23 protein-coding genes and 1 pseudogene are annotated in these 18,389 nt (G+C 57.7%); 12 read left to right on the plus strand and 12 right to left on the minus strand.

The genetic code is table 11. From position 1 onward, the window contains the following. Both WBP50_RS03155 and WBP50_RS03160 read left to right on the plus strand, forming a co-directional pair. Positions 1–254, plus strand: a pseudogene (locus tag WBP50_RS03155) (pyridoxamine 5'-phosphate oxidase family protein); the annotation flags it as partial. Positions 255–333: 79 nt separating this feature from the next. Next, a complete protein-coding gene (locus WBP50_RS03160) occupies positions 334–960 on the plus strand; it encodes a hypothetical protein (RefSeq protein ID WP_423931613.1) in 627 nt (208 codons plus the stop codon). A 70-nt stretch (positions 961–1,030) separates the two neighbouring features. Here WBP50_RS03160 and WBP50_RS03165 read toward each other — a convergent pair whose 3' ends face one another. Further along, the gene (locus WBP50_RS03165) at positions 1,031–1,189 is read right to left on the minus strand and encodes a hypothetical protein (RefSeq protein WP_423931614.1); all 159 of its coding nucleotides are present in this window, start codon (positions 1,187–1,189) and stop codon (positions 1,031–1,033) included. Between the two features lie 318 nt (positions 1,190–1,507). On the opposite strand from WBP50_RS03165, the gene WBP50_RS03170 reads away from it, so the two are divergent. Continuing rightward, positions 1,508–2,704: an MraY family glycosyltransferase gene (locus tag WBP50_RS03170; RefSeq protein WP_423931615.1), complete on the plus strand. Its 1,197-nt coding sequence runs from the start codon at positions 1,508–1,510 to the stop codon at positions 2,702–2,704. A gap of 7 nt (positions 2,705–2,711) precedes the next feature. Here WBP50_RS03170 and WBP50_RS03175 read toward each other — a convergent pair whose 3' ends face one another. After that, positions 2,712–3,470 (minus strand): SagB/ThcOx family dehydrogenase, encoded by a 759-nt coding sequence (locus WBP50_RS03175; RefSeq protein WP_423931616.1) that lies wholly within the window; start codon positions 3,468–3,470, stop codon positions 2,712–2,714. A 120-nt stretch (positions 3,471–3,590) separates the two neighbouring features. Then, complete coding sequence (locus WBP50_RS03180; RefSeq protein WP_423931617.1) at positions 3,591–3,995, minus strand: NUDIX hydrolase; 405 nt, start codon at positions 3,993–3,995, stop codon at positions 3,591–3,593. A gap of 174 nt (positions 3,996–4,169) precedes the next feature. Between WBP50_RS03180 and WBP50_RS03185 the strand changes: the two genes are divergently transcribed. Beyond that, positions 4,170–4,703, plus strand: coding sequence for a hypothetical protein (locus tag WBP50_RS03185; RefSeq protein WP_423931618.1), 534 nt, complete (start codon positions 4,170–4,172; stop codon positions 4,701–4,703). An 81-nt stretch (positions 4,704–4,784) separates the two neighbouring features. On the opposite strand, the gene WBP50_RS03190 is transcribed toward WBP50_RS03185, so the two are convergent. After that, entirely contained in the window at positions 4,785–5,009 is a 225-nt protein-coding gene (locus tag WBP50_RS03190; RefSeq protein WP_423931619.1) for a hypothetical protein, read from the minus strand. A 189-nt stretch (positions 5,010–5,198) separates the two neighbouring features. Beyond that, positions 5,199–5,552: a GTPase gene (locus WBP50_RS03195; RefSeq protein ID WP_423931620.1), complete on the minus strand. Its 354-nt coding sequence runs from the start codon at positions 5,550–5,552 to the stop codon at positions 5,199–5,201. A 253-nt stretch (positions 5,553–5,805) separates the two neighbouring features. Between WBP50_RS03195 and WBP50_RS03200 the strand changes: the two genes are divergently transcribed. Then, entirely contained in the window at positions 5,806–7,266 is a 1,461-nt protein-coding gene (locus WBP50_RS03200; protein ID WP_423931621.1) for an aminoacyl-histidine dipeptidase, read from the plus strand. Between the two features lie 12 nt (positions 7,267–7,278). Here WBP50_RS03200 and WBP50_RS03205 read toward each other — a convergent pair whose 3' ends face one another. After that, a complete protein-coding gene (locus WBP50_RS03205) occupies positions 7,279–7,563 on the minus strand; it encodes a hypothetical protein (protein WP_423931622.1) in 285 nt (94 codons plus the stop codon). Positions 7,564–7,594: 31 nt separating this feature from the next. Next, on the minus strand, positions 7,595–8,062 hold the full coding sequence (locus WBP50_RS03210; protein WP_423931623.1) for a methylglyoxal synthase: 468 nt from the start codon (positions 8,060–8,062) through the stop codon (positions 7,595–7,597). A gap of 130 nt (positions 8,063–8,192) precedes the next feature. Between WBP50_RS03210 and WBP50_RS03215 the strand changes: the two genes are divergently transcribed. Beyond that, on the plus strand, positions 8,193–9,635 hold the full coding sequence (locus WBP50_RS03215) for an endonuclease/exonuclease/phosphatase family protein (RefSeq protein ID WP_423931624.1): 1,443 nt from the start codon (positions 8,193–8,195) through the stop codon (positions 9,633–9,635). Between the two features lie 32 nt (positions 9,636–9,667). On the opposite strand, the gene WBP50_RS03220 is transcribed toward WBP50_RS03215, so the two are convergent. Beyond that, positions 9,668–10,534 (minus strand): GNAT family N-acetyltransferase, encoded by an 867-nt coding sequence (locus tag WBP50_RS03220; RefSeq protein ID WP_423931625.1) that lies wholly within the window; start codon positions 10,532–10,534, stop codon positions 9,668–9,670. Between the two features lie 214 nt (positions 10,535–10,748). On the opposite strand from WBP50_RS03220, the gene WBP50_RS03225 reads away from it, so the two are divergent. Next, positions 10,749–11,354 carry a DUF134 domain-containing protein gene (locus tag WBP50_RS03225; RefSeq protein ID WP_423931626.1) on the plus strand — a complete coding sequence of 202 codons (606 nt, stop codon included), beginning with the start codon at positions 10,749–10,751 and terminating at the stop codon, positions 11,352–11,354. Then, positions 11,351–11,719, plus strand: a complete 369-nt coding sequence (locus WBP50_RS03230) for a NifB/NifX family molybdenum-iron cluster-binding protein (RefSeq protein ID WP_423931627.1) — start codon at positions 11,351–11,353, stop codon at positions 11,717–11,719. Before WBP50_RS03225 ends, WBP50_RS03230 begins: the two co-directional genes overlap by 4 nt. 65 nt (positions 11,720–11,784) lie before the next feature. Here WBP50_RS03230 and zupT read toward each other — a convergent pair whose 3' ends face one another. The 4 genes from zupT to chlG all read right to left on the minus strand — a co-directional run bounded on the left by zupT (position 11,785) and on the right by chlG (position 14,945). Then, positions 11,785–12,588 (minus strand): zinc transporter ZupT, encoded by an 804-nt coding sequence (gene zupT / locus WBP50_RS03235; RefSeq protein ID WP_423931628.1) that lies wholly within the window; start codon positions 12,586–12,588, stop codon positions 11,785–11,787. A gap of 161 nt (positions 12,589–12,749) precedes the next feature. Continuing rightward, positions 12,750–13,298, minus strand: a complete 549-nt coding sequence (locus tag WBP50_RS03240; RefSeq protein WP_423931629.1) for a TIGR00730 family Rossman fold protein — start codon at positions 13,296–13,298, stop codon at positions 12,750–12,752. A 10-nt stretch (positions 13,299–13,308) separates the two neighbouring features. Further along, positions 13,309–13,947: a glycosyltransferase family 2 protein gene (locus WBP50_RS03245; protein ID WP_423931630.1), complete on the minus strand. Its 639-nt coding sequence runs from the start codon at positions 13,945–13,947 to the stop codon at positions 13,309–13,311. Then, the gene (gene chlG, locus WBP50_RS03250) at positions 13,944–14,945 is read right to left on the minus strand and encodes a chlorophyll synthase ChlG (RefSeq protein WP_423931631.1); all 1,002 of its coding nucleotides are present in this window, start codon (positions 14,943–14,945) and stop codon (positions 13,944–13,946) included. The genes WBP50_RS03245 and chlG overlap by 4 nt, the downstream gene beginning before the upstream one ends. A 305-nt stretch (positions 14,946–15,250) precedes the next feature. Here chlG and WBP50_RS03255 point away from each other — a divergent pair, with 305 nt between their 5' ends. From WBP50_RS03255 to WBP50_RS03270, 4 genes are all read left to right on the plus strand, one after another. Continuing rightward, positions 15,251–15,718 carry a hypothetical protein gene (locus WBP50_RS03255; protein WP_423931632.1) on the plus strand — a complete coding sequence of 156 codons (468 nt, stop codon included), beginning with the start codon at positions 15,251–15,253 and terminating at the stop codon, positions 15,716–15,718. Positions 15,719–15,738: 20 nt separating this feature from the next. Further along, the gene (locus tag WBP50_RS03260) at positions 15,739–16,230 is read left to right on the plus strand and encodes an N-acetyltransferase family protein (RefSeq protein WP_423931633.1); all 492 of its coding nucleotides are present in this window, start codon (positions 15,739–15,741) and stop codon (positions 16,228–16,230) included. Between the two features lie 207 nt (positions 16,231–16,437). Continuing rightward, the gene (locus WBP50_RS03265; protein ID WP_423931634.1) at positions 16,438–17,064 is read left to right on the plus strand and encodes a LysE family translocator; all 627 of its coding nucleotides are present in this window, start codon (positions 16,438–16,440) and stop codon (positions 17,062–17,064) included. Between the two features lie 144 nt (positions 17,065–17,208). Beyond that, on the plus strand, positions 17,209–18,339 hold the full coding sequence (locus WBP50_RS03270) for a Rieske 2Fe-2S domain-containing protein (RefSeq protein WP_423931635.1): 1,131 nt from the start codon (positions 17,209–17,211) through the stop codon (positions 18,337–18,339). Positions 18,340–18,389 lie beyond the last annotated feature (50 nt).

Here is an 18,389-nt window from a genome sequence, read left to right on the forward strand (position 1 = left end):
ATCCGAAATCCGAGTTTTCCGACGATATCCACGATATCACCGGTCTGCAGATCAGGGGGCGAGGCAGGCTGCTCGGCAAGCAGGACCCAGGGTTCATGGAGGCGTTCGGGCTTTTCGGGCGTCCCGATGCATGGGCCGAACACTGGTTCGGCATGATGATCGAGGTCGTACCCGACAGGATCGAGCTGCTCTCCATGGCTCTCAAGAGCGGGAATTACGCGGCCCGACAGATATGGACGCGGTCTGGCCTCTGAACGATTTCCAGACAGCGGATTCCAGAACAATTTACCGATGACGATGCGACTATCGACATGTTTTCCGGTTCTTGCCTGCATGGCACTCTTCGTTCTTTTCCGTTCAACGGATGTGTCGGCAGGAGACTATCCGGTTTTATACCCTTCCATGCAGGACCTGCCCCGTGAGGTGAGGGTGTTCGTGGAAAAAGGTACGCGACCGCTCACGCTCTCGGAAGCGGATCTCGACGGGGACGGCCTTAAGGACTTCATTCTCGTGCTGGAACGGCAGAAAGCCCGGAGCACCGATCCTGAAATCGAGGTCGGCCAGCGACCGCTGCTGATCCTTATCCGGCAGCAGGGAGGAGCGCTCCTGCTTGTAAAACGCAACGACGATATCGTCTACTGCTCTACCTGCGGAGGCGTGATGGGTGACCCGTTCATGGATGTCGGCGCCGGTCTGAAAACCTTTACCGTCTGTCACTACGGTGGCAGCGCATGGCGCTGGAGCGTGAATTATACCTTCAACTATTCCCGCAGGGACAGGACGTGGCAGCTCGTCAGGGTCGAGGAGGAGCGTTTTCACGTCTCGGAACCCGAGAAGGTTGAAAAAGATGTCTTTACCTCTCCAAAGCACTACGGCAAGATCGATATTGCGGATTTTCATCCCGGACGGTGGAAGGGCGCGGGCTACGGCGGGCTAAAGCCCCTTTCCCCGGAGCGCTGAACGAACAGTTAGCGAAGGTGCGGACGGCTCTCTTTTTTGCCATCGTGCCACGTGAAGGAGAGTCTTCGTTTCATCCTGCGGAGAAGAGTTCGGGAAGCACCTTTCCGGCCTCTTCCCGTATGATGCGATGGCAGCATCTGGCACTCGATGGTTCCGGATTGATTTCGATGCAGTATGCTCCCGAATCCTCCTTTTCCCTGTATGCCGGCACGCCGCTTTCGGCAGACATTCCCGTTCCGGTCAAGAATACCGGCTTCCTGCATTTCGAAAGATCTGCCGCTTCCATGAGCAATCCTGTCTGTATGGTTCCTCTCGCTTTCTGCCGTACGTTTCCCGGATTTACGGCGCACCCGGGGCAGAGTGCCTCATCTGTTTCATAGTGGATCGGTTGTCCGCACAAAGAGGGCAACGGCAAGCGAGGCGCATGCGACAAAAACAGAGCCAACTCACTGATTTAGAACCGTTTGCGTTGTTACAGGGAAACCGCGGCACAGTTATTGCAGCCATACAGGCAGCATCGGCGTCGCAACCCTGAACGACCATCCCCATGTTCAAATATTTTCTCATTCTGGCTCTGGGTCTCTTTCTTGCGGGATTATCCGCTATCGGAAACTTCTCTTTCGGAGCTACCTACGATCCCTGGTGGAGCAGGGTGTTGACGGCTTCATTCGAACAGACCCGGATATATCTGGTCTCCCTGTTCGTGGCCTACGCTTCAATTTACGGCTTGTCGGGATTTGCCGAAAAGTTCAGGCTGCTCGATATGCCCGACAACAACCGCAAAGTGCACTCCGAGGCGAAACCCCTCGTCGGAGGGCTCGGCATCGTTGCGGGCGTTCTGGTTGCGCTGCTGCTTTTCTTTCCGGTAATCAAGTACATGAGCCTCATCATTTCCATTCTGCTGATACTTGGCGTCGGCGTTCTCGACGACCGTTTCGACATAAGTTTCAAGTGGCGCTTCATCGTTCAGATTACGGCGACGGTGATCGTCATGCACTACTTTCCGGGTATGCATCTTCGCTCTTTCGGCAATATTCTGGGATTGGGCGTCATCGAGACGGGCCTGCTGGTCGTTCCGGTCACGATTTTCTGTACGCTCGGCGTTATCAATGCCGTGAACATGATCGACGGGCTCGATGGACTTGCCGGCACGACGTCGCTTCTCGCCTTTATTTCATTTGCCGTGCTTGCCTGGCTGAACGGCATGCCCTCCTTCATGTTTCTCGGTATCGCCTTTGCCGGAGCGCTGGCGGCTTTCCTTCGTTTCAACTGGCATCCTTCCCGTCTGTTCATGGGTGACGCCGGCAGCATGACCATCGGCTTCGTGCTCGCGTTCCTGGCCGTGGAGCTGAGCCAGAAGCCGGGAAGCGTCGTCTTTCCCGTTACCGTGCTGCTTGTCCTGGCTGTTCCGGTTACCGATACGCTTGTTGTCATGACAAAACGGATCATGAACGGCAAAAGCCCGTTCATGCCCGACAAGACCCACTTCCATCACCTGCTCAGGGATATGGGTTTCGGCCATTCGGGTTCGGTTCTGATCATCATGGCCATCTCCCTGCTGTTTTCGCTTCTGGCAATCGGAGCGACCGTTCTGCATGTTCACGAGAGCTATCTTTTCGGCCTGTTTGCCTGCTGGTTTGTTTTCTACTTCAGATCTTCACAAACCATGGGAGGGCTGTTCTTTTGCATCGGATGGCTCCGGCGGCACGCCGCGGGCAAACCGGCTCCTTTCATCCACGTATAGCAAACCGTTACGGTTTTCTGCCGACGGGGGCGAGGTAGATGGTGAACTCCTCCTTTCCGTCCACCCCGAGCAGACTGTCCATTGCGGCCTGGTCGTAGGCTGCGATGGCGCAGGTGCCGGCGCCAAAGGCTTCGCAGGCGAGATAGAGGTTCTGGCACACGTGGCCGGCGTCGAGGGCGATGACCTTGTGTCCGGCAAGCCCGTAGCGCCACTCCATGCGGTAGGGAATAACGGCCCAGATGAAGGTGACGGCGGCCTCTCCGGCGAAGGACTGGCCGAGTGCGGCTCTCTTGATCCTCTGTTCCAGGTTTTCCTCGCTGAACTCGAACAGGAGCTGGTGTTCGAGCGGGAGGTAGCGGTACATCCCTTTTTCGAGACCGGAGACGCGTATTACCGCGAGGTAGGTTTCGAATGCGTGCCGGCATCCGGCCGAAGGTACCGTCCTCAGGGCGTGCCCGGCATCGAGTTTCAGCTTTACCCCCTGGGTTGCCCAGAGCAGGAAGGAGAGCTCTTCGAGGGAGAGCGGAGCGTCGCTGTAGGTGCGGCAGCTTTTCCGCCGGGCGATGGCCGTTCTGAGGTCGACAGGGCCGATCTCCCGCAGGGTTTCCACACGGGGCAGATCGATGCGTTTGGCATCAGGCGCATAAGGCTTTTGTACCGGTGGCGGGGGGATGTGGCGGTTCTGGTCGGTTTCGGAGAAGTTGACTGCCTGGCGTATGGTGTCCTTGAGGAATGAACGGCAGGTTTCGATGGTTTTGCGGTTCATGGCGGCGTGCGTTTATGGTTTCGGATTCGTTGGGGTCTGTTCCTGGGGTGCGCCACTGCTTTCCGGTCAGGACAACGTTTCCCGGAGGGTCGGAAACATGCTTCCGGAACGGCCTCGTCCTTACCCGGCGTTCTGGCGCAGAGCGGTGAAAAAGTCCTGCAGCACCAGGTCGAAACCGTATGCGAGCGGAAGCCGGTCCAGTTCGTGAGCCGTGAACCACCTGAGGCGCTGGCCCTCGTGCAGGGTAATGGCCTCGGCCGGCAGCTCCAGCTCCATCAGGAAAATGTGCTCGATCCGGTCGGGGAAGTCGTAGACCGCGTGAGGACGGCACCCCGAGACGTCGGTTTCGATCTCCTCCAGCATCTCCCGCACGATGCACGATTCGGGAGTCTCGTGCTCTTCGACGTGGCCGCCGGGCAGGTCCCACATGTCCGGATAGGGGATGTCGGGCCGGTTATCCCTGAGGAGCAGCAGCACCTCGCTGCGGCTGTTGAGGAAAATGATGCTTGCGCCGGAGCGTTTCATAAAAGAATGTTTCGGTACGGGTTCCTTCATTATAGGGTTTTCCGGGCTATTTTCCAGTTTCAGCGCTGCGCCGGGGAAAACGTTCATGCCGGAATCTCTTTCGTGATGCCTATCTTGCCGGAACCGGTCAGCCGGTGCTTCGTAACATATTTTATCAAGCCATCAGCCAGCCTTATGGAAACCACCGCATCCAGAGAGCTTCTTGCCGATCTTTTCGAGGAATACTCCCAGTGGTATTCGAGTCTTGCCGGAGAGTACGGCATCCTGCCCCGCTCGATTTCAGGCGTCGGGGGAGACGGACGCCAGTTCATCTACCTGCTCGACGATCTGGAGATGCACCACATGGTGCGCAACAAGTATATCCGCTTCGTGCTCGACTCGATGAACTCCCTGGCTTACGCCTACGGATCGCTCGACCTGCGCGGCGACAGCGAAGAGGCGGAGCTTCTGGAGGTGCTCGATCTGGTGGCCGCCAATGCCGATCACTACATTTCAGGGAGCTGGCGGGTTGTTCGAGGCGGGGACGGCAGGGTGAGCGAGCTTCTGCACCTGGGCACCCGTGAGGGCGACGATACCCGGAAACATCCGGGTTCATGGTTCCTTGCCGGTTCCATCCGCTTTTCGGATACCGAAAAAGCAAGGTACGGAGCCATCTGGGAGGAGGCCATGGCGGGCGTGATCTTCAAGGAGCGGGCATCGGAGGAGTGACGGGTGTGCAGAAGAAGAGGACTATCGCGTACAGCCGCCCTTCGCCGGACGGCTGCGGGGCGGCTGCTTGCATGCGTGCGGTTACGGTTTCGGTGTGGTGGCCGAACTGATGCCTTTTGCGACGTCCTGAACGATCCGGGAGGCTGTGTTGACCGAGCTGGTGAGGAGTGTCGCACAGAGATTGGTGCAGGACTCGACCAGGGTGACCGCTGAAGAGACGCCGCTGCCGAGCGCATCGGCTGCGTTCTGGACAGGGCTGCCGACCGCATTGAAGAGGTCTGAAAAAACGCCGTTGCTGTTTGCCATAGATGTCTGTGTTTTTATGGGAAAAGAAAGGTTCTGCCTGCGGGATTTTTCGTGCGTGTCTCCCAGGCGGAACGCGTGCGGCAACCATGCCGTTATGAAGGTAAATATAACACAATAACACCCGCAGGAATACTTTCGGGATCAATAAACCTTCACCTTCGCTCAGGAAAATCGTCGCCGTTCGGGGGCTCAGGCATTTTTGTTCATGGCTTTCCTTACCGTTTCGATGAGCTGTTCCAGGGTTTCGATGCCATCGATCTCCTCCTTTTTCATCAGCACCCTCATGTCGCCGTTTTTTATGAGGATTACCGGATAGGGGTGGCTGATGCCGTATTTTTCTTCGAACTCGTCGCGGTGGAGAAATTCCATAGGCATGCCGACGCTTTTCCGGAACGCCCGCCACCCCTCCTTTTCGGAAAAGGCGTCGTGCGTGAGGCTGCAGAGGCTGCACTGGTAGGTGCCGGGGCTGAGAATCTTGTGCCCTATGTCGAGCAGTCCGCTGATGGGGCCGCTGTCTGAGTTGTAGACGAAAACAAGTGTCATCGCAGGAGGTTGTCTGGATGTTTCCGGTTGACCGTCGGCAACGGAGGCTTGCCGTATACCGATAAAAACGCGCAAGCCGTCTAAAACGCTCCCTGGCGGCCGGGGCTCTTCCTGGCGCAGAGGGAGAAAGGGCGTCTCTCCTCTCTTCCGGAATTTCAGGGTTCCGGCCCGGTTTGTAATGAGCGCCGCGGGCGTATATTGCAATAAACATGGAGGCATCAGGAACCACTGTATTCAGGGGAGGTCAAGCATCATGAGCAACGATATCAGGGAGCTGAACCCGCGGGAGGTGTGGCGTCATTTCAGCAGTCTTGCCGGGATTCCGCACGCTTCGGGGCATGAGGAGAAAATCAGGGAGTTCATCGCGGATTTCGCACAGCGTCTCGGTCTGGATACAACCATCGACGACGCGGGGAACCTCATCATTCGCAAACCAGCTACACCGGGCATGGAAGATCGCAGGGGAGTGATCCTTCAGGCCCATCTCGACATGGTGCCGCAGAAGAACTCCGGTTCGCAGCATGATTTCCTCCGCGATCCCATAGAGCCCGTCATCGACGGCGGGTGGGTGCGTGCCCGCGGCACGACGCTCGGCGCCGACAACGGCATGGGGGTGGCTGCAGCGATGGCCGTACTGGAGTCGGACTCGCTGCGGCACGGGCCGCTTGAGGCGCTTTTTACCGTCGAAGAGGAGAGTGGCATGAGCGGGGCCATGGGACTGAAGCCGGGCCTGCTTCGCGGGGAGATTCTCATGAACCTCGATTCGGAAGACGAGGGGGAACTCTTCATCGGCTGTGCAGGGGGTCTCGATGCGACGATGACCTTCACGTACGGCGAACAGGCGGTTCCGGACGGTTACACGGGTTTCATGATTGCGGTCAGGGGGTTGCGGGGTGGTCACAGCGGCATGGATATCAGCCTTGGCCGCGGCAACGCCAACAAGATCATGAACCGGGTGCTGCAGGATGGTTATCTCCGTCACGGGCTGCTTCTCGGCTCGATCGAGGGCGGCAGCCTCCGCAACGCCATTCCTCGTGAATCGATGGCCACGGCAGCCGTTCCTGCTTCGCAGGCGGACAGTTTTCTCGAAGAGTTTGCCGTGCTCGCGGCGGCAATAAAAACCGAGCTTTCGATCGCCGATCCCGGGCTGCAGATCGAGGCGGTTCCTGCGGCACTTCCCGGCCGGGTTGTCGAGGAGGAGGTTTTCGGCCGTTTGCTGGATGCTCTCCGGGCATGTCCGGACGGCGTGATGCGCATGAGCTCCCTGATGGCCGGGCTGGTAGAGACCTCGAGCAATCTGGCCATCGTGAAATCCGGCAATGGATCGATTCAGGTAGAGTGTCTGCTGAGAAGTTCGGTCGATTCCGCCATGGAAGATCTTGCGGCCATGATGAGGAGCCTTTTCGGCCTGGCCGGTGCGGCAGTTGTGTTCGACGGGGGGTATCCCGGCTGGAAGCCCGAGCCCGCCTCGCCGATCCTGAAGCGCATGCGGGATACCTATATCGGAAAATTCGGGACAACTCCGGAAGTCAGGGCGGTGCACGCCGGTCTGGAGTGCGGGATCATCGGCGCCGCCTATCCTCTGCTCGACATGATCTCCTTCGGCCCCACCATCCGTTATCCCCACTCCCCGGATGAAAAGGTCGACATGCTTTCAGTCGGAAAATTCTGGGATTTTCTTGTCGAGACGCTCGCACAGGTGCCCGGGGAGTAAGGGAAAGGGATATCATTCCGGAAGGGAGAATCCTTCGGTAAGGGTGTCGAAATCCACCGGGAACGATGGCTCTGCGCGATTGAACCGGTCGCGTCCTTCCGGCATGGCGTGAATCCCTCCGGGGAGACCTTTGTGCTCGACGACATAGTCGAGCAGCCAGCCGGTGAGGCGGTAGTAGCCGTTCGCCCTGCCGGATTCGGGGTTGAGGGGTTTTCCTTCAGCCCAGCGATCGACCATTTCGGTGACGATCGGGAGGTAGCGTGTTTTCAGTGCTTCGCGCTCTGGTTCTCTGTTCATGGTTTGCTTCCGTTGCGTTTTTTTTCGCTCTTCAGGCATCCGGATTCTGGAGGCGGCTGGTGTAGAAATCGTAATCAGGAACCTGCCGGTTGTAGTCGCGGTCCATCAGGGGAGAGGAGATCATGAAATCGGCGGTCGCCCGGTTGCAGGCTGTCGGAATGTTCCAGACCACTGCCATGCGCAGGAGCGCCTTCACATCCGGGTCGTGTGGCTGCGGCTCCAGTGGATCCCAGAAAAAGATCAGAAAATCAATTTCACTGCCGGCGATCCGTGCGCCTATCTGCTGGTCGCCTCCGAGAGGCCCGCTCATGAGTTTGTGCACCGTGAGGCCAAGCTCACGCTCGAAAACGCTGCCTGTCGTTCCCGTGGCATAGAGCGTGTGCTGTTCCAGCAGGTCGCGGTTGAATTTCGCCCAGGCAAGCAGATCCGCTTTTTTGTTGTCGTGTGCCACGAGAGCGATCCGTTTTGCCGCCTCCATGTTTACCTCTTTATATTGCATCGGTTCTTGTGTTTAATTTCCCGCCTTTTCGAATGCACCGCGGTCGGGAAAAAACTCCGGTTACATTCGTATTTTAACAAATGATAACAAGATAATCTTCAACAGGGTTCCTGGAACCCCCGCAACAGCCATGCAGGAGGGCGTTATGCCGGTCTACTCGTCGCTCAGGATCAGGAAAAACGACGCCGGGCACATCAGGGCCTGGAAAAAAAGAACCGCAGAGAAACTGCTTGTCCTGCGTGCAGCACTGGACGAGCATATAGCCGACGCTTCAGGCGAGGATCCCTCCCGCCGGTCCGGAGAGAGGGACAAGCGGCAATGGCTGAGGCTTGCCACATGGAACATCCGCGAGTTCGATACTCCAAAATATGGAGGACGGCTCAAGGAGTCGCTCTATTTCATTGCGGAAATTATCTCCCGCTTCGACATTGTCGCCCTGCAGGAGGTTCGCGAGGACCTTGGATCCCTGAAGGTGCTGATGGAGTTTCTCGGTCAGGATGAGTGGGGCTTTATCGCAACCGACGTCACCGAGGGCTCTTCGGGAAACCGTGAGCGCATGGTGTTCGTCTACCAGAAAAAACGGGTGTGTTTCACCAGCATCGCCGGCGAAGTGGTGCTCGACAAAAGTGATGTCGTCACCGATTCCCCTTCCATCTGTTTCAGGGATGCCTCCGGTCTGAAGGTGGAGTTTCCCGAAGGCTTTTCGTTTTCTCAGCCCGGCGGGGTTTCCGTTGTGAAGTCCAGGGGGAGAACCCTTCTTGAACACGATCTGGAGATTCCTCTGCCTGAAGGTACGAGGGTCGTGCTGCCAAAAGGCAGTTCACTTGTGCTGCCCAGGGCTGCCGAAGTTCCGGTTTCGAGCGAAAACGGCCGCGTCGAGCTTGACTTTTCGTCCCATGAAACGTGGTCGAAACAGGCGCTGGTGCGCCCGCCTGCCGATGCCCTTTCGGGTGTCGGCCTGCAGTTCGCGCGTTCGCCCTTTCTGGTGACCTTCCAGGCCGGGTGGCTGAAATTCATACTCTGTACCGTCCATATATACTACGGAAAGGGCAGGGAGGGGCTGGAGCGGCGGAACGAGGAGATCAGGAAACTTACCCGTTTTCTTTCCCGGCGCGCCCAGAGCGAACATGATTCCGATGCCGAAAACTTCTTTTTTGTGCTCGGCGATTTCAACATTGTCGGCAGGCAGCACGTAACCTGGCAATCGCTGCACTCGAACGGATTCAGGGTTCCCGAACAGCTGCAGAGGATCCCCGCGGGAAGCAACGCCGCCCGCGACAAGGCGTACGACCAGATCGCCTTCTGGCAGCCTCCCGTTGCGCCGGATCCGGGGGCCACCTTCATCGATGTGGGCAATGCCGGCATTTTCGATTATTTCAGGTATGTGTTCCGCTGTGGAGCCGACGATCCCGACGGAGAGGACGAACGGCACTATGCCGAGAAAACAGCTGAGCACCGGCTCTCCTACAAGGAGTGGAGGACCTATCAGATGTCCGATCATCTGCCCATGTGGATAGAACTGAGAACCGATTTCGGAACCGACTACCTTTCGGCGGTTTCCGCTTCGGGTTGAATGCTTGGCGGCCGCGGGAGCGCCGGTTTCGCTCAGCCGAGCTCGAAGGTGGTGATGCCGAACGTTTTCCGGAGGGGGAGTTCAGGCGGTTCTCCCCGGTACATGCGGGAGGTTTCGAAAACAGGGCGCATCCGGTGCTGCCCGGCCATTTCCAGCGCGGACGAATTGGGCTCCGGAATGTCGAGAAAAAACGGCGTTCCCGCAGGCAGCGGGGCCTTCAGGGCGGAGAAGAGCGCTTCGCCGAGATCTGCCCTGTCGGCGAAGAGCGGGCCGATCCTGAAGCCGTTGCGGCAGGGCCGGATGACTCCATATCCGGCAATCCGCGTGTTTTCCACGATGCCGAGCGCCCTGGAACCCTGCCGGTTGACCCAGCATTCGAGGAATGTCCTGCGTTCCTCCGGGAAGCAGTGGCGGTCGTATTCCAGCAGCTTTTCGAAAGGCAATTCCGAAATCGGCACGATGCTTCCACCCTTTATACCCTGTTTTCTTCCCTCGTTTCCACCCGTTCCCTCGTAGCGGATGTTTCGCCATGCCGGGGTGAAGCCGGACTTCCGGTAATTCTCCTGCTGGGCCACCACGCCGTCGAGTCCTGCCGTACGGCCTTCGAGCCGGGCCAGACCGGCATGCCATATCCGGAGACCCAGACCCATGCCGCGATACTCCGGGCGGACAAGGTAAAAACCCAGAAATCCTGACGAAGAGCCGTATCTGACCACAGAGATGGCCGCAACCGGTTCGTTGCCGAGCAGCCCGACGAGAAATCCTTCCGGATCGGTACGGTAAAAGCAGCCGGCATCGCCGGTTCCTGGGTTCCAGCCCTCTTTTGCGGCCCATTCGACCACGGTATCGAGTTCGGGGCGGGTCATGGTTCTGATGGTGTAGCCGGACAGTTCGCTCATCGGTAAAGGGGATGGGGTTGAGGGTTGCCTATCAGAAAGATATGTTAACAGGAGAGCGGCATATTTTCAAATACTCCTTCGGAAGACGCCCGGCTCCCCGCCTGAAGTTTGTCGGAAAAAAGTCTGCAGTCGCTTGCCTGGCGATTTTTTTTGCTGTATGTTATTGGCATATGCTAATAACTGAAGAGGGAAACGGCCAATCCGTATTAGAGGTATGACAAGACCGGTAAAGTGCAGGAAGGTGAGCGGCGAGCCGCCCTACAGGGTTTTCAGCCCGGCAGGCTGCCCGAAAGAGAGGCTCGAAGGGGTGGAGATGTCGCTTGACGAACTCGAGGCTATCCGGCTCGCCGACCTCGAGGGGCTCTATCAGGAGGCTGCGGCCCGTGAGATGCATGTGTCGCGTCAGACCTTCGGCAATATTCTCGCTTCGGCCAGGCGTAAGATTGCAGAGATGCTGATTTATGGGAGAGAGTTAACCGTAACAGGAGGAAATATCATGGTTGTCAGTGAAGAAAGAGTGTTCGGATGTGTCGCCTGCGGACATGCGTGGAGTGTGGCTCACGGCTTGCCGCGACCCGAAGTTTGCCCTTCGTGCGCAAGCGAAAACATCCACCGCCGTTCGACGGGCCAGGGATTCGGTGGCGGCCGGATGGGAGGCGGAAGATGCCGGGGTCTGAAAACCGGACTTGACCGTCAGGGCAAGGGAATGGGCAGAGGTCAGGGATGTGGTGGCGGAGCAGGTATTCATCATGACCGCAGCCACGATCATAGTCATGGCGCTTCGTTCGATCAACAAAACAGTCAAGGAGAAAATGTATGAGAGTAGTTATTCCACTGGATGAGAGTGCCGGTCGGGCTTCAAAAGTGTGCGACCATTTCGGAAGCGCTCCTTTTTTTGCCGTTTCGGATACCGAAACCGGCGCTTTCGAGATTACCGCTAATGGCGACAGCCGGCACGATCACGGTCAGTGCACTCCTGCGGATGTATTTACAGGAATGGGTGTTGCCGCCGTTATCTGCAACGGCATCGGGGCGCGTGCGGCTTCGCGGCTGCAGATGTCGGGCATCGGGGTTTACATGGCAGGGCTTGCCCCTACGGCTGACGAGGCGCTGAAACGTTTCAGCAGCGGCGCCCTGACGAAAGTGACCGGACAGCAGATCTGCCAGGGGCACGACTGCCACTGAAAGAAGGATGCGTCAGCAGCCGGGATTCGCACTCTCCCGGCTGCCGAATCCGGACTTCCGGCTTCTCATGCAAGCAGGAGCAGGCTTACGGCCATGACTCCCATGCCGAGAATGAGGCCTGAAATGGCGATGTGGTGTTCGCCGTACTCTTCGGCTGCGGGAAGCAGTTCGTCGAGTGCTATGTAAACCATGATGCCTGCCACTCCGGCAAGGACGCTGCCGAATACCAGCGGGCTGAGAAAAGGCTTGAGCAGCGTGTAGCCGATAATGGCTCCGAGCGGTTCGGCCAGACCGGAGAGGAACGAGTAGCTGAATGCTCTCGTCCGGCTTTTTGTGGCGAAGTAGATCGGTACGGCAACCGCCATACCCTCCGGGATGTTGTGCAGGGCGATGGTGGCTGCGATAACGATGCCGAGATCGGGATTGGAGAGCGCGCTGAAAAATACGGCAAGGCCTTCAGGGAAATTGTGGATGGCGATGGCTACGGCCGTGAAGATGCCCATGCGGTGCAGTCGCGCCTCTTCGGAAGGTTCGGCGTTGAGGGTGCCGATCATCGACATCTCGTGCGGGTTCTCGAAATCCGGCACCAGCTGGTCGATCAGCCAGATGAAAAGCATGCCGCCGAAAAATGCCGTGGTGGTGATCCATCCGGCTGTGTTTTTGGCGATCTCCTGCGCCACGGTAACGCCGGCCTGGGGCATGATTTCCACAAAGGAGACGTAGAGCATGATGCCGGCCGAAAAGCCGAGGGCGAAGGTGAGAAACTTCTTGTTGGTATGGTTCACCATAAGGGCGAGCAGGCTGCCGATTCCTGTGGAAAGTCCGGCAAGCAGGGTAAGGCCGAGAGCGGGGTAGTAGTTGCTGCTCATAAAGGGGGCGGTTGCTTCAGGGCTTTGGTAACGGTTTCGTAAAACGCAGGAGTTTCTTTGGCGGAGTCTGCCGAAAGTATCTATGGTAACATGCCTTGCGCCTTCGCGGTTCCTTCACTCCGGCAGGCGCGACGGCGGCCGACGGTTGCGGCATTCAGGGTTCATGGTCCGTCTTCCCCCAGCGCGCTGAACACCTCTTCGGGAGTGCTGCATACCGTGTAGTACCTGTCCTGGTTTTTCCCGACCATGCCCTCTTCGGCGATACGTCCGAAAAACGAGAGCAGCGGCTCCCAGAATCCGTTGCAGTTGAGCAGCAGAATGGGTTTGCGGTGGTGGCCGAGGTGTTTCCAGGTGATGATTTCCATCAGTTCGTCAAGGGTGCCGAACCCTCCCGGCAGAATCACGAAGGCGTCGCCCCACTCGGTGAGCTTCATTTTTCTCTCGTGCATGGTTTCAACCACGCACAGTTCAGAGATGCCGTAATGCGCCACCTCTTTCTCTTCGAGAAAACGGGGGATGATGCCCCGAACCGTGCCGCCGCTCTGCATGACGGTATCGGCCACGCATCCCATGAGTCCTACATTTCCGCCTCCGAAAACCAGTCCGATACCTCGTTCGGCCATGCCCTTGCCGAGCCTGGCCGCGCATTCGAAATAGGCCTCGGGCGCCTGGTTGCTCGAGCTGCAGTAAACCGTGATGTTTCTGATCATGTCCTCTGGTTCAGGGGGTGAAGTTTTTCGTGATGCTGTCGTCGGCGCGGGTGTAGATATAGGTTTTCGGTTCTTCGATTTTCCGCAGCCTGAACATGCTCTCCGCCCTCGACCAGAGTTCGGTTTCACCGGCATAGGGGAGGGGTTTGAACCCGTCGAGTGCGAGAAAAACCTCCCGTTTCCCGAAGAGCGTCGGCCCGACAATGCACTCCCGGATGTCGATCATCTGTTCGGGATTGTAACAGTCCCTGACAAAAAGTTCTTCGTCGGTGTGGAATCCTCCGACAATCAGGTCGGTTTCCGGATTTTCCCTCATGAAATCCATCCGGCTTTCCAGATGCAGGGGCAGATAGCTGTCGTCGCTGTCCAGAAAGGTGATCCATCTGCCGAAGGCCGCCTGGATACCGGCGTTGCGCGTCATGTTGAGTTTCCGGTTGCTGTGCTTCAGGTAGCGGATGGCGCTGAAGCGTTCGAGATAGCGGTTCACCACCCCGTAGGTGGCGTCGGAGCTGCCGTCGTCCACCACGAGCAGTTCCCAGTCCCGGAAGGACTGGCACAGAACGCTCTCTATGGCCTTTTCGAGCAGTCCCGCCCGGTTGAAGGTTGGCAGGATGACGGATATTTCCGGTCGGGAGGTGAAGCGCATCATGGCCGGGTGGCTTTTATGGCCAGAGCGCAGACCAGCATGCCCGCTACAAGAAAGTTCTGGGCGATGGCGTTGTAGCGCACGTCCATGGTTCGGGGAGAGCGCACAAGGCTGAACTGCAGGAGAAACTGAGGCACGATCAGGGCGGCGGCTAACCAGGCGTAGAGTGTCTGTCCGGAGATGAGGAGCCAGGCCGAGGCCAGGATCTGGCCGAGATTGATGAGTACTGCGGCAATGATGGCCGCATTGGTTTCGCCGAACACGGCGGGCAGGGTCCTGATGCCTGCCATGCGGTCGCCGTCGATGGATTTGAAGTCGTTGATGGTCATGGTGCCGGTGCTGGCTATGGTGTACATGGCCGCAATGATCAGCGACGGCTGGAGGTTATCGAGGTTCAGTCCCGGGTTATAGGCGATTTCGCCGGCCACCCAGGGGATGATCAGGTAGGAGAGGGCGACGATGATGTTGCCGGCCCAGAGCCGTTTCTTGAGCTTGATGGGGTTCGCGCTGTAGAGGTGCGCGTTGATGATGCCGATGATCACGTAGAAGCCGATCAGCGGATGGATCAGATAGCCGACAATGACCGACAGCACCGACCAGACGGCGATCAGGATGGTTGCGTTTCTCAGGGAGATGGCTCCGCCGGGGATCGGGCGGCCGGGTTCGTTGATTTCATCGAGATCGCGGTCGAAATAGTCGTTGAGCATCTGGCAGGTGCCTGTGGCCAGCGGCCCGGTCAGCAGCATGGCGAGCAGGAATTTGCTCTCGGCCAGATGCTCCCATCCGAATCTGCCGCTCGAGACGGCTCCGCACAGAAAGCTCCACATGACCGGAATCCAGGTGACCGGCTTGAGGAAGCGTATGAAGAGCGCCAGTTTTGAAAGGGTTTCGGTTGAGCGGTTCAGGGGTGCAACGGCTTTGCGGGCATTGAGGGGGCCGAACGCTCCGCATTCCGTTTTTTCTTTTCTCTCCGAAGGCTTTGTAGAGTCGAGTTCCGTCACCGTACCGATTTAAGAAAATGTGAAAAAAACTGCAGGGCTGAAAAATAACACGTTAACACTAAAGAAGAGAACAGCCTGCGGAAAAAAACGATTTCTGGCGCACAATGCCTCTTTCCGGTTGCTGCCGGAGGGGTGCGACAGTACTCTTTTTGCTTCTCAGCAAAAAGATCAATACCTTGATTGCTTGCTGCGTATCTGTTCCACCGTTCCGGCAATCCCCCGTCGTACGGTTCCGGATGAGAGAGCGGACAGGTGGAACAAGTAAAAGAACAGGAAGAACCAACCATAAAAAGGAGCGACTGCTTATGGCGAAGCCGAGTTTGTGGGCCGATATGAAAAAAACATTTCTGCTGCACGCCATTGCCGCGCATTTCAGCAACGGGCTCATTCCTGTGGCTGTGCTTTATCTGCTGCTTGCCCTGCCGACAGGCAGCGCCTATTTCGAGCATACCGTGCAGCACATTCTCTGGATCACCTTTCTGGCAATCCCGGTTTCGTTTTTTTCCGGTCTTCACGACTGGCGAACGAAGTATCGTGCGGCCAAAGCTCCGGTGTTCATAAAAAAAATCCGGCTTTCAATTCTGCTCTTCATCCTCTGCACGATTGCCGTGCTCCTGAGGCTCTCGTTTCCCGACGTGATGGCCCGCCAGGATCTCCTGCACTGGTGCTATGTCGTTGTGCTGCTCGCCATGCTTCCGGTTGTGACGCTGCTCGGCCACTACGGCGGCAAGCTTTCCATGCAGGGCCGCCAGCAGCCCCAGAAGCCCTCATAACGGCAATTACCGGAGCGATCATGCATATCGTGCTTGAGCCATTGACGGAGGGTGACGGCCCTGAAATTCTCGATATTTTCAACTACTACGCCGAACACAGTTTCGCCGCCTATTCACTCAGTCCGCTTCCCGTCGAGATGGCGGGAATGTTTCTTGACGTTTCGAACGGCTATCCTTCGGTTGTCGCGCGCAACGAGGAGGGCCTTGCCGTTGGATTCGGCATGCTCAGGCCGTACAGTCCGATGTCCGCATTCAGCGCAACCTGCGAGATAACGATCTTTTTGAAAAACGGGTTTACCGGTCAAGGCACAGGCAAGGCCATACTCGAACATCTGGTCGAAGAGGCCACGGAGATGGGGCTCTCCTCGATTCTCGCCAGCATTTCCTCCCTGAACGAAGGAAGCGTCCGTTTTCATCTGATGAACGGTTTCCATGAGTGCGGCCGCTTCAGGGATGCCGGGGAGAAATTCGGCAGAAAGTTCGACGTGGTGTACTGCCAGAGAATGCTTTAAAACAGGATTCAGGATTCAGTAGTCGGGAGTCGAAGGAATGTGGTTGACAGGGAAGAGTGCGGGCGGCAAGAGAGAAGGCTGAAGACAGTGAGTTGTGGGCGGCAAGCCGGCTGAATTATTTGTCCCGTGAGTTCTTGCCCTCTCTCGGGTCCCGCTGGAAGGGGATGGGAGCATGGAGTCGGTCCACTTGATAATTCTGCGATACTTATGCCTGAACTGAACCAGCTGTTTGTTTTTTTTGCCGCATCGGCCCTTCTTGCCCTTTCCCCCGGTCCCGATAACCTTTTCGTGATGGCCCAGTCGGTACAGAACGGAAGGATCGCCGGACTGCTGGTAACCCTTGGCCTCTCCACAGGGCTTGTCGTGCATACGCTTGCCGTCGCCTTTGGACTGGCCGCTCTTGTGGCGGCCTCATCGCTTGCCTTTACACTGCTTAAGTTTGCCGGAGCCGCTTATCTGCTCTATCTGGCATGGAAGGCTTTCCGTTCCGGCGCTTCGGTCTGCAGCGCCGTCGGGGAAGGCCCTGCCGACCGCTGGAGGCTCTACCGGAGGGGGATTGTCATGAACATCTCCAATCCGAAGGTGTCGATTTTCTTTCTTGCCTTTCTTCCCCAGTTCGCCGATCCGTCGAGGGGTCCGGTTGTGCCCCAGCTGCTCGTGCTCGGTCTCCTTTTTATGGTCGCCACCATGCTGGTATTCGGCACGCTCAGCATGCTTGCCGGAGGCGCGGGTGCTCGCCTGAGGCAGTCGGAGCCTGCCCGGAAAATCATCGACCGGATTGCCGGAGCGATTTTTGGAGCACTGGCCCTGAAGCTCCTCCTGGCTGAACGATAAAGCCGGCTGAAGCATTGATAGTCTTGATACGCAGGATTTCTCATGCAGGGTTTGGCGCTCCGTTCCAGCGGGAGGCTGTTTCGCCTTTGCGGAGCCTGAGTGGTGAGGCCGGCATCATGTCAACGACTGTTTCCGCAATGGCCCATGAAATTCATTGCCGTACTTCCTCTTTCGGAACTGCCTCCCGGCAGCCACAGGACGGTAAAAGCCGACCGAAGTTCGGTTGCACTTTTCAATTATGGCGGCGCCATTACCGCACTCGAACACGCCTGCCTGCACAAGGGCGGTGATCTTGGTGAGGGGTTCATACAGCGGCTCGACGACGGAGCGCTCTACGTTGCCTGCCCGTGGCACGGCTGGCAATACAGCATTGCCGACGGCCGTGCTCCCGAGGGCTACCAGGACCGTCAGGCGGTTTTCGAAGTCAGGGTCGAGGATGGTATGATATTCGTGTCTGAAAAACCTGTCGTCAGGGCTTTCCGGTCCGTACATGAGGACCTTCGCCTCGCCGACCTGATAAACCTCGACTATCAAACAACTCCGGATTCGCTCCATGTGCTCGGCATTTCGGCAACCAACATGAACCGGTCTCTGCCGCGCCCGTCCACATCGGAAACCGCCCTTCAGGCCGCGCTCGATTTCGCTGCTTCAGGATACGGGGCCGAAACCCGGATGCTCAGGCTCCGTGAGCTGCAGTTCAGGCATTGCGAGGGGTATTACAGCCGACATGAAGAGGCCTGCACCTGGCCCTGTTCGATTACCTGCATGAATCCTGACGACGGCATGACCGAACTCTACCGGACTCTGGTGCTCTGGGCCGATGTGGTGTTTCTGGCTACGCCGATCCGGTGGGGGAATGCGTCGTCGCTCTACTACAAGATGGCCGAAAGGCTCAACACCGTTCAGAACCAGATAACCCTGCACGACCGGGTGCTGATTCGCAACAAGGTGGTTTCGTTCATCATTACCGGAGGGCAGGACAACGTTCAGGGGGTGGCCGGGCAGCTCAACGCTTTTTTTTCCGATCTCGGATTCGTGTTTCCTCCGTTCAACTATCTCGGCTGGAGCCGGGGATGGATTGCCGAGGACATGCAGCATAATGTGAGCCGTTTCATGAAAAGCCGGTATGTGAAGCGTTCGGTCAGGGAGCTTGTCACCAACGCGGTTCAGCTTCTCCGGCAGGTGAAGCAGATCGACAGCAGCCGGATGCAGACGCCCAAACCGAAAATTTCCGAAGCCGGAGGGCTGACCGAACAGGATGCAGGCGGGTTTTAACGGTAGCGTCGTAAAAAATACGCAAAAATAATGCAGTCGGTTTTGAAAAA

This window comes from Chlorobium sp. (genome assembly GCF_049593655.1).
GTDB lineage: Bacteria > Bacteroidota > Chlorobiia > Chlorobiales > Chlorobiaceae > Chlorobium.

What these genes read in the sequence shown, in the direction of transcription:
- WBP50_RS03165 (WP_423931614.1), bottom strand. Translation starts at nt 1,189, where the DNA reads ATGTCTGCCGAAAGCGGCGTGCCGGCATACAGGGAAAAGGAGGATTCG.
- WBP50_RS03270 (WP_423931635.1), top strand. Translation starts at nt 17,209, where the DNA reads ATGAAATTCATTGCCGTACTTCCTCTTTCGGAACTGCCTCCCGGCAGC.
- zupT (WP_423931628.1), bottom strand. Translation starts at nt 12,588, where the DNA reads ATGAGCAGCAACTACTACCCCGCTCTCGGCCTTACCCTGCTTGCCGGA.
- WBP50_RS03265 (WP_423931634.1), top strand. Translation starts at nt 16,438, where the DNA reads ATGCCTGAACTGAACCAGCTGTTTGTTTTTTTTGCCGCATCGGCCCTT.
- WBP50_RS03190 (WP_423931619.1), bottom strand. Translation starts at nt 5,009, where the DNA reads ATGGCAAACAGCAACGGCGTTTTTTCAGACCTCTTCAATGCGGTCGGC.
- WBP50_RS03220 (WP_423931625.1), bottom strand. Translation starts at nt 10,534, where the DNA reads ATGAGCGAACTGTCCGGCTACACCATCAGAACCATGACCCGCCCCGAA.
- WBP50_RS03180 (WP_423931617.1), bottom strand. Translation starts at nt 3,995, where the DNA reads ATGAAACGCTCCGGCGCAAGCATCATTTTCCTCAACAGCCGCAGCGAG.
- WBP50_RS03255 (WP_423931632.1), top strand. Translation starts at nt 15,251, where the DNA reads ATGGCGAAGCCGAGTTTGTGGGCCGATATGAAAAAAACATTTCTGCTG.
- WBP50_RS03225 (WP_423931626.1), top strand. Translation starts at nt 10,749, where the DNA reads ATGACAAGACCGGTAAAGTGCAGGAAGGTGAGCGGCGAGCCGCCCTAC.
- WBP50_RS03170 (WP_423931615.1), top strand. Translation starts at nt 1,508, where the DNA reads ATGTTCAAATATTTTCTCATTCTGGCTCTGGGTCTCTTTCTTGCGGGA.
- WBP50_RS03240 (WP_423931629.1), bottom strand. Translation starts at nt 13,298, where the DNA reads ATGATCAGAAACATCACGGTTTACTGCAGCTCGAGCAACCAGGCGCCC.
- WBP50_RS03175 (WP_423931616.1), bottom strand. Translation starts at nt 3,470, where the DNA reads ATGAACCGCAAAACCATCGAAACCTGCCGTTCATTCCTCAAGGACACC.
- WBP50_RS03205 (WP_423931622.1), bottom strand. Translation starts at nt 7,563, where the DNA reads ATGAACAGAGAACCAGAGCGCGAAGCACTGAAAACACGCTACCTCCCG.
- WBP50_RS03245 (WP_423931630.1), bottom strand. Translation starts at nt 13,947, where the DNA reads ATGATGCGCTTCACCTCCCGACCGGAAATATCCGTCATCCTGCCAACC.
- WBP50_RS03200 (WP_423931621.1), top strand. Translation starts at nt 5,806, where the DNA reads ATGAGCAACGATATCAGGGAGCTGAACCCGCGGGAGGTGTGGCGTCAT.
- WBP50_RS03160 (WP_423931613.1), top strand. Translation starts at nt 334, where the DNA reads ATGGCACTCTTCGTTCTTTTCCGTTCAACGGATGTGTCGGCAGGAGAC.
- WBP50_RS03210 (WP_423931623.1), bottom strand. Translation starts at nt 8,062, where the DNA reads ATGCAATATAAAGAGGTAAACATGGAGGCGGCAAAACGGATCGCTCTC.
- WBP50_RS03185 (WP_423931618.1), top strand. Translation starts at nt 4,170, where the DNA reads ATGGAAACCACCGCATCCAGAGAGCTTCTTGCCGATCTTTTCGAGGAA.
- WBP50_RS03260 (WP_423931633.1), top strand. Translation starts at nt 15,739, where the DNA reads ATGCATATCGTGCTTGAGCCATTGACGGAGGGTGACGGCCCTGAAATT.
- WBP50_RS03195 (WP_423931620.1), bottom strand. Translation starts at nt 5,552, where the DNA reads ATGACACTTGTTTTCGTCTACAACTCAGACAGCGGCCCCATCAGCGGA.
- WBP50_RS03230 (WP_423931627.1), top strand. Translation starts at nt 11,351, where the DNA reads ATGAGAGTAGTTATTCCACTGGATGAGAGTGCCGGTCGGGCTTCAAAA.
- WBP50_RS03215 (WP_423931624.1), top strand. Translation starts at nt 8,193, where the DNA reads ATGCAGGAGGGCGTTATGCCGGTCTACTCGTCGCTCAGGATCAGGAAA.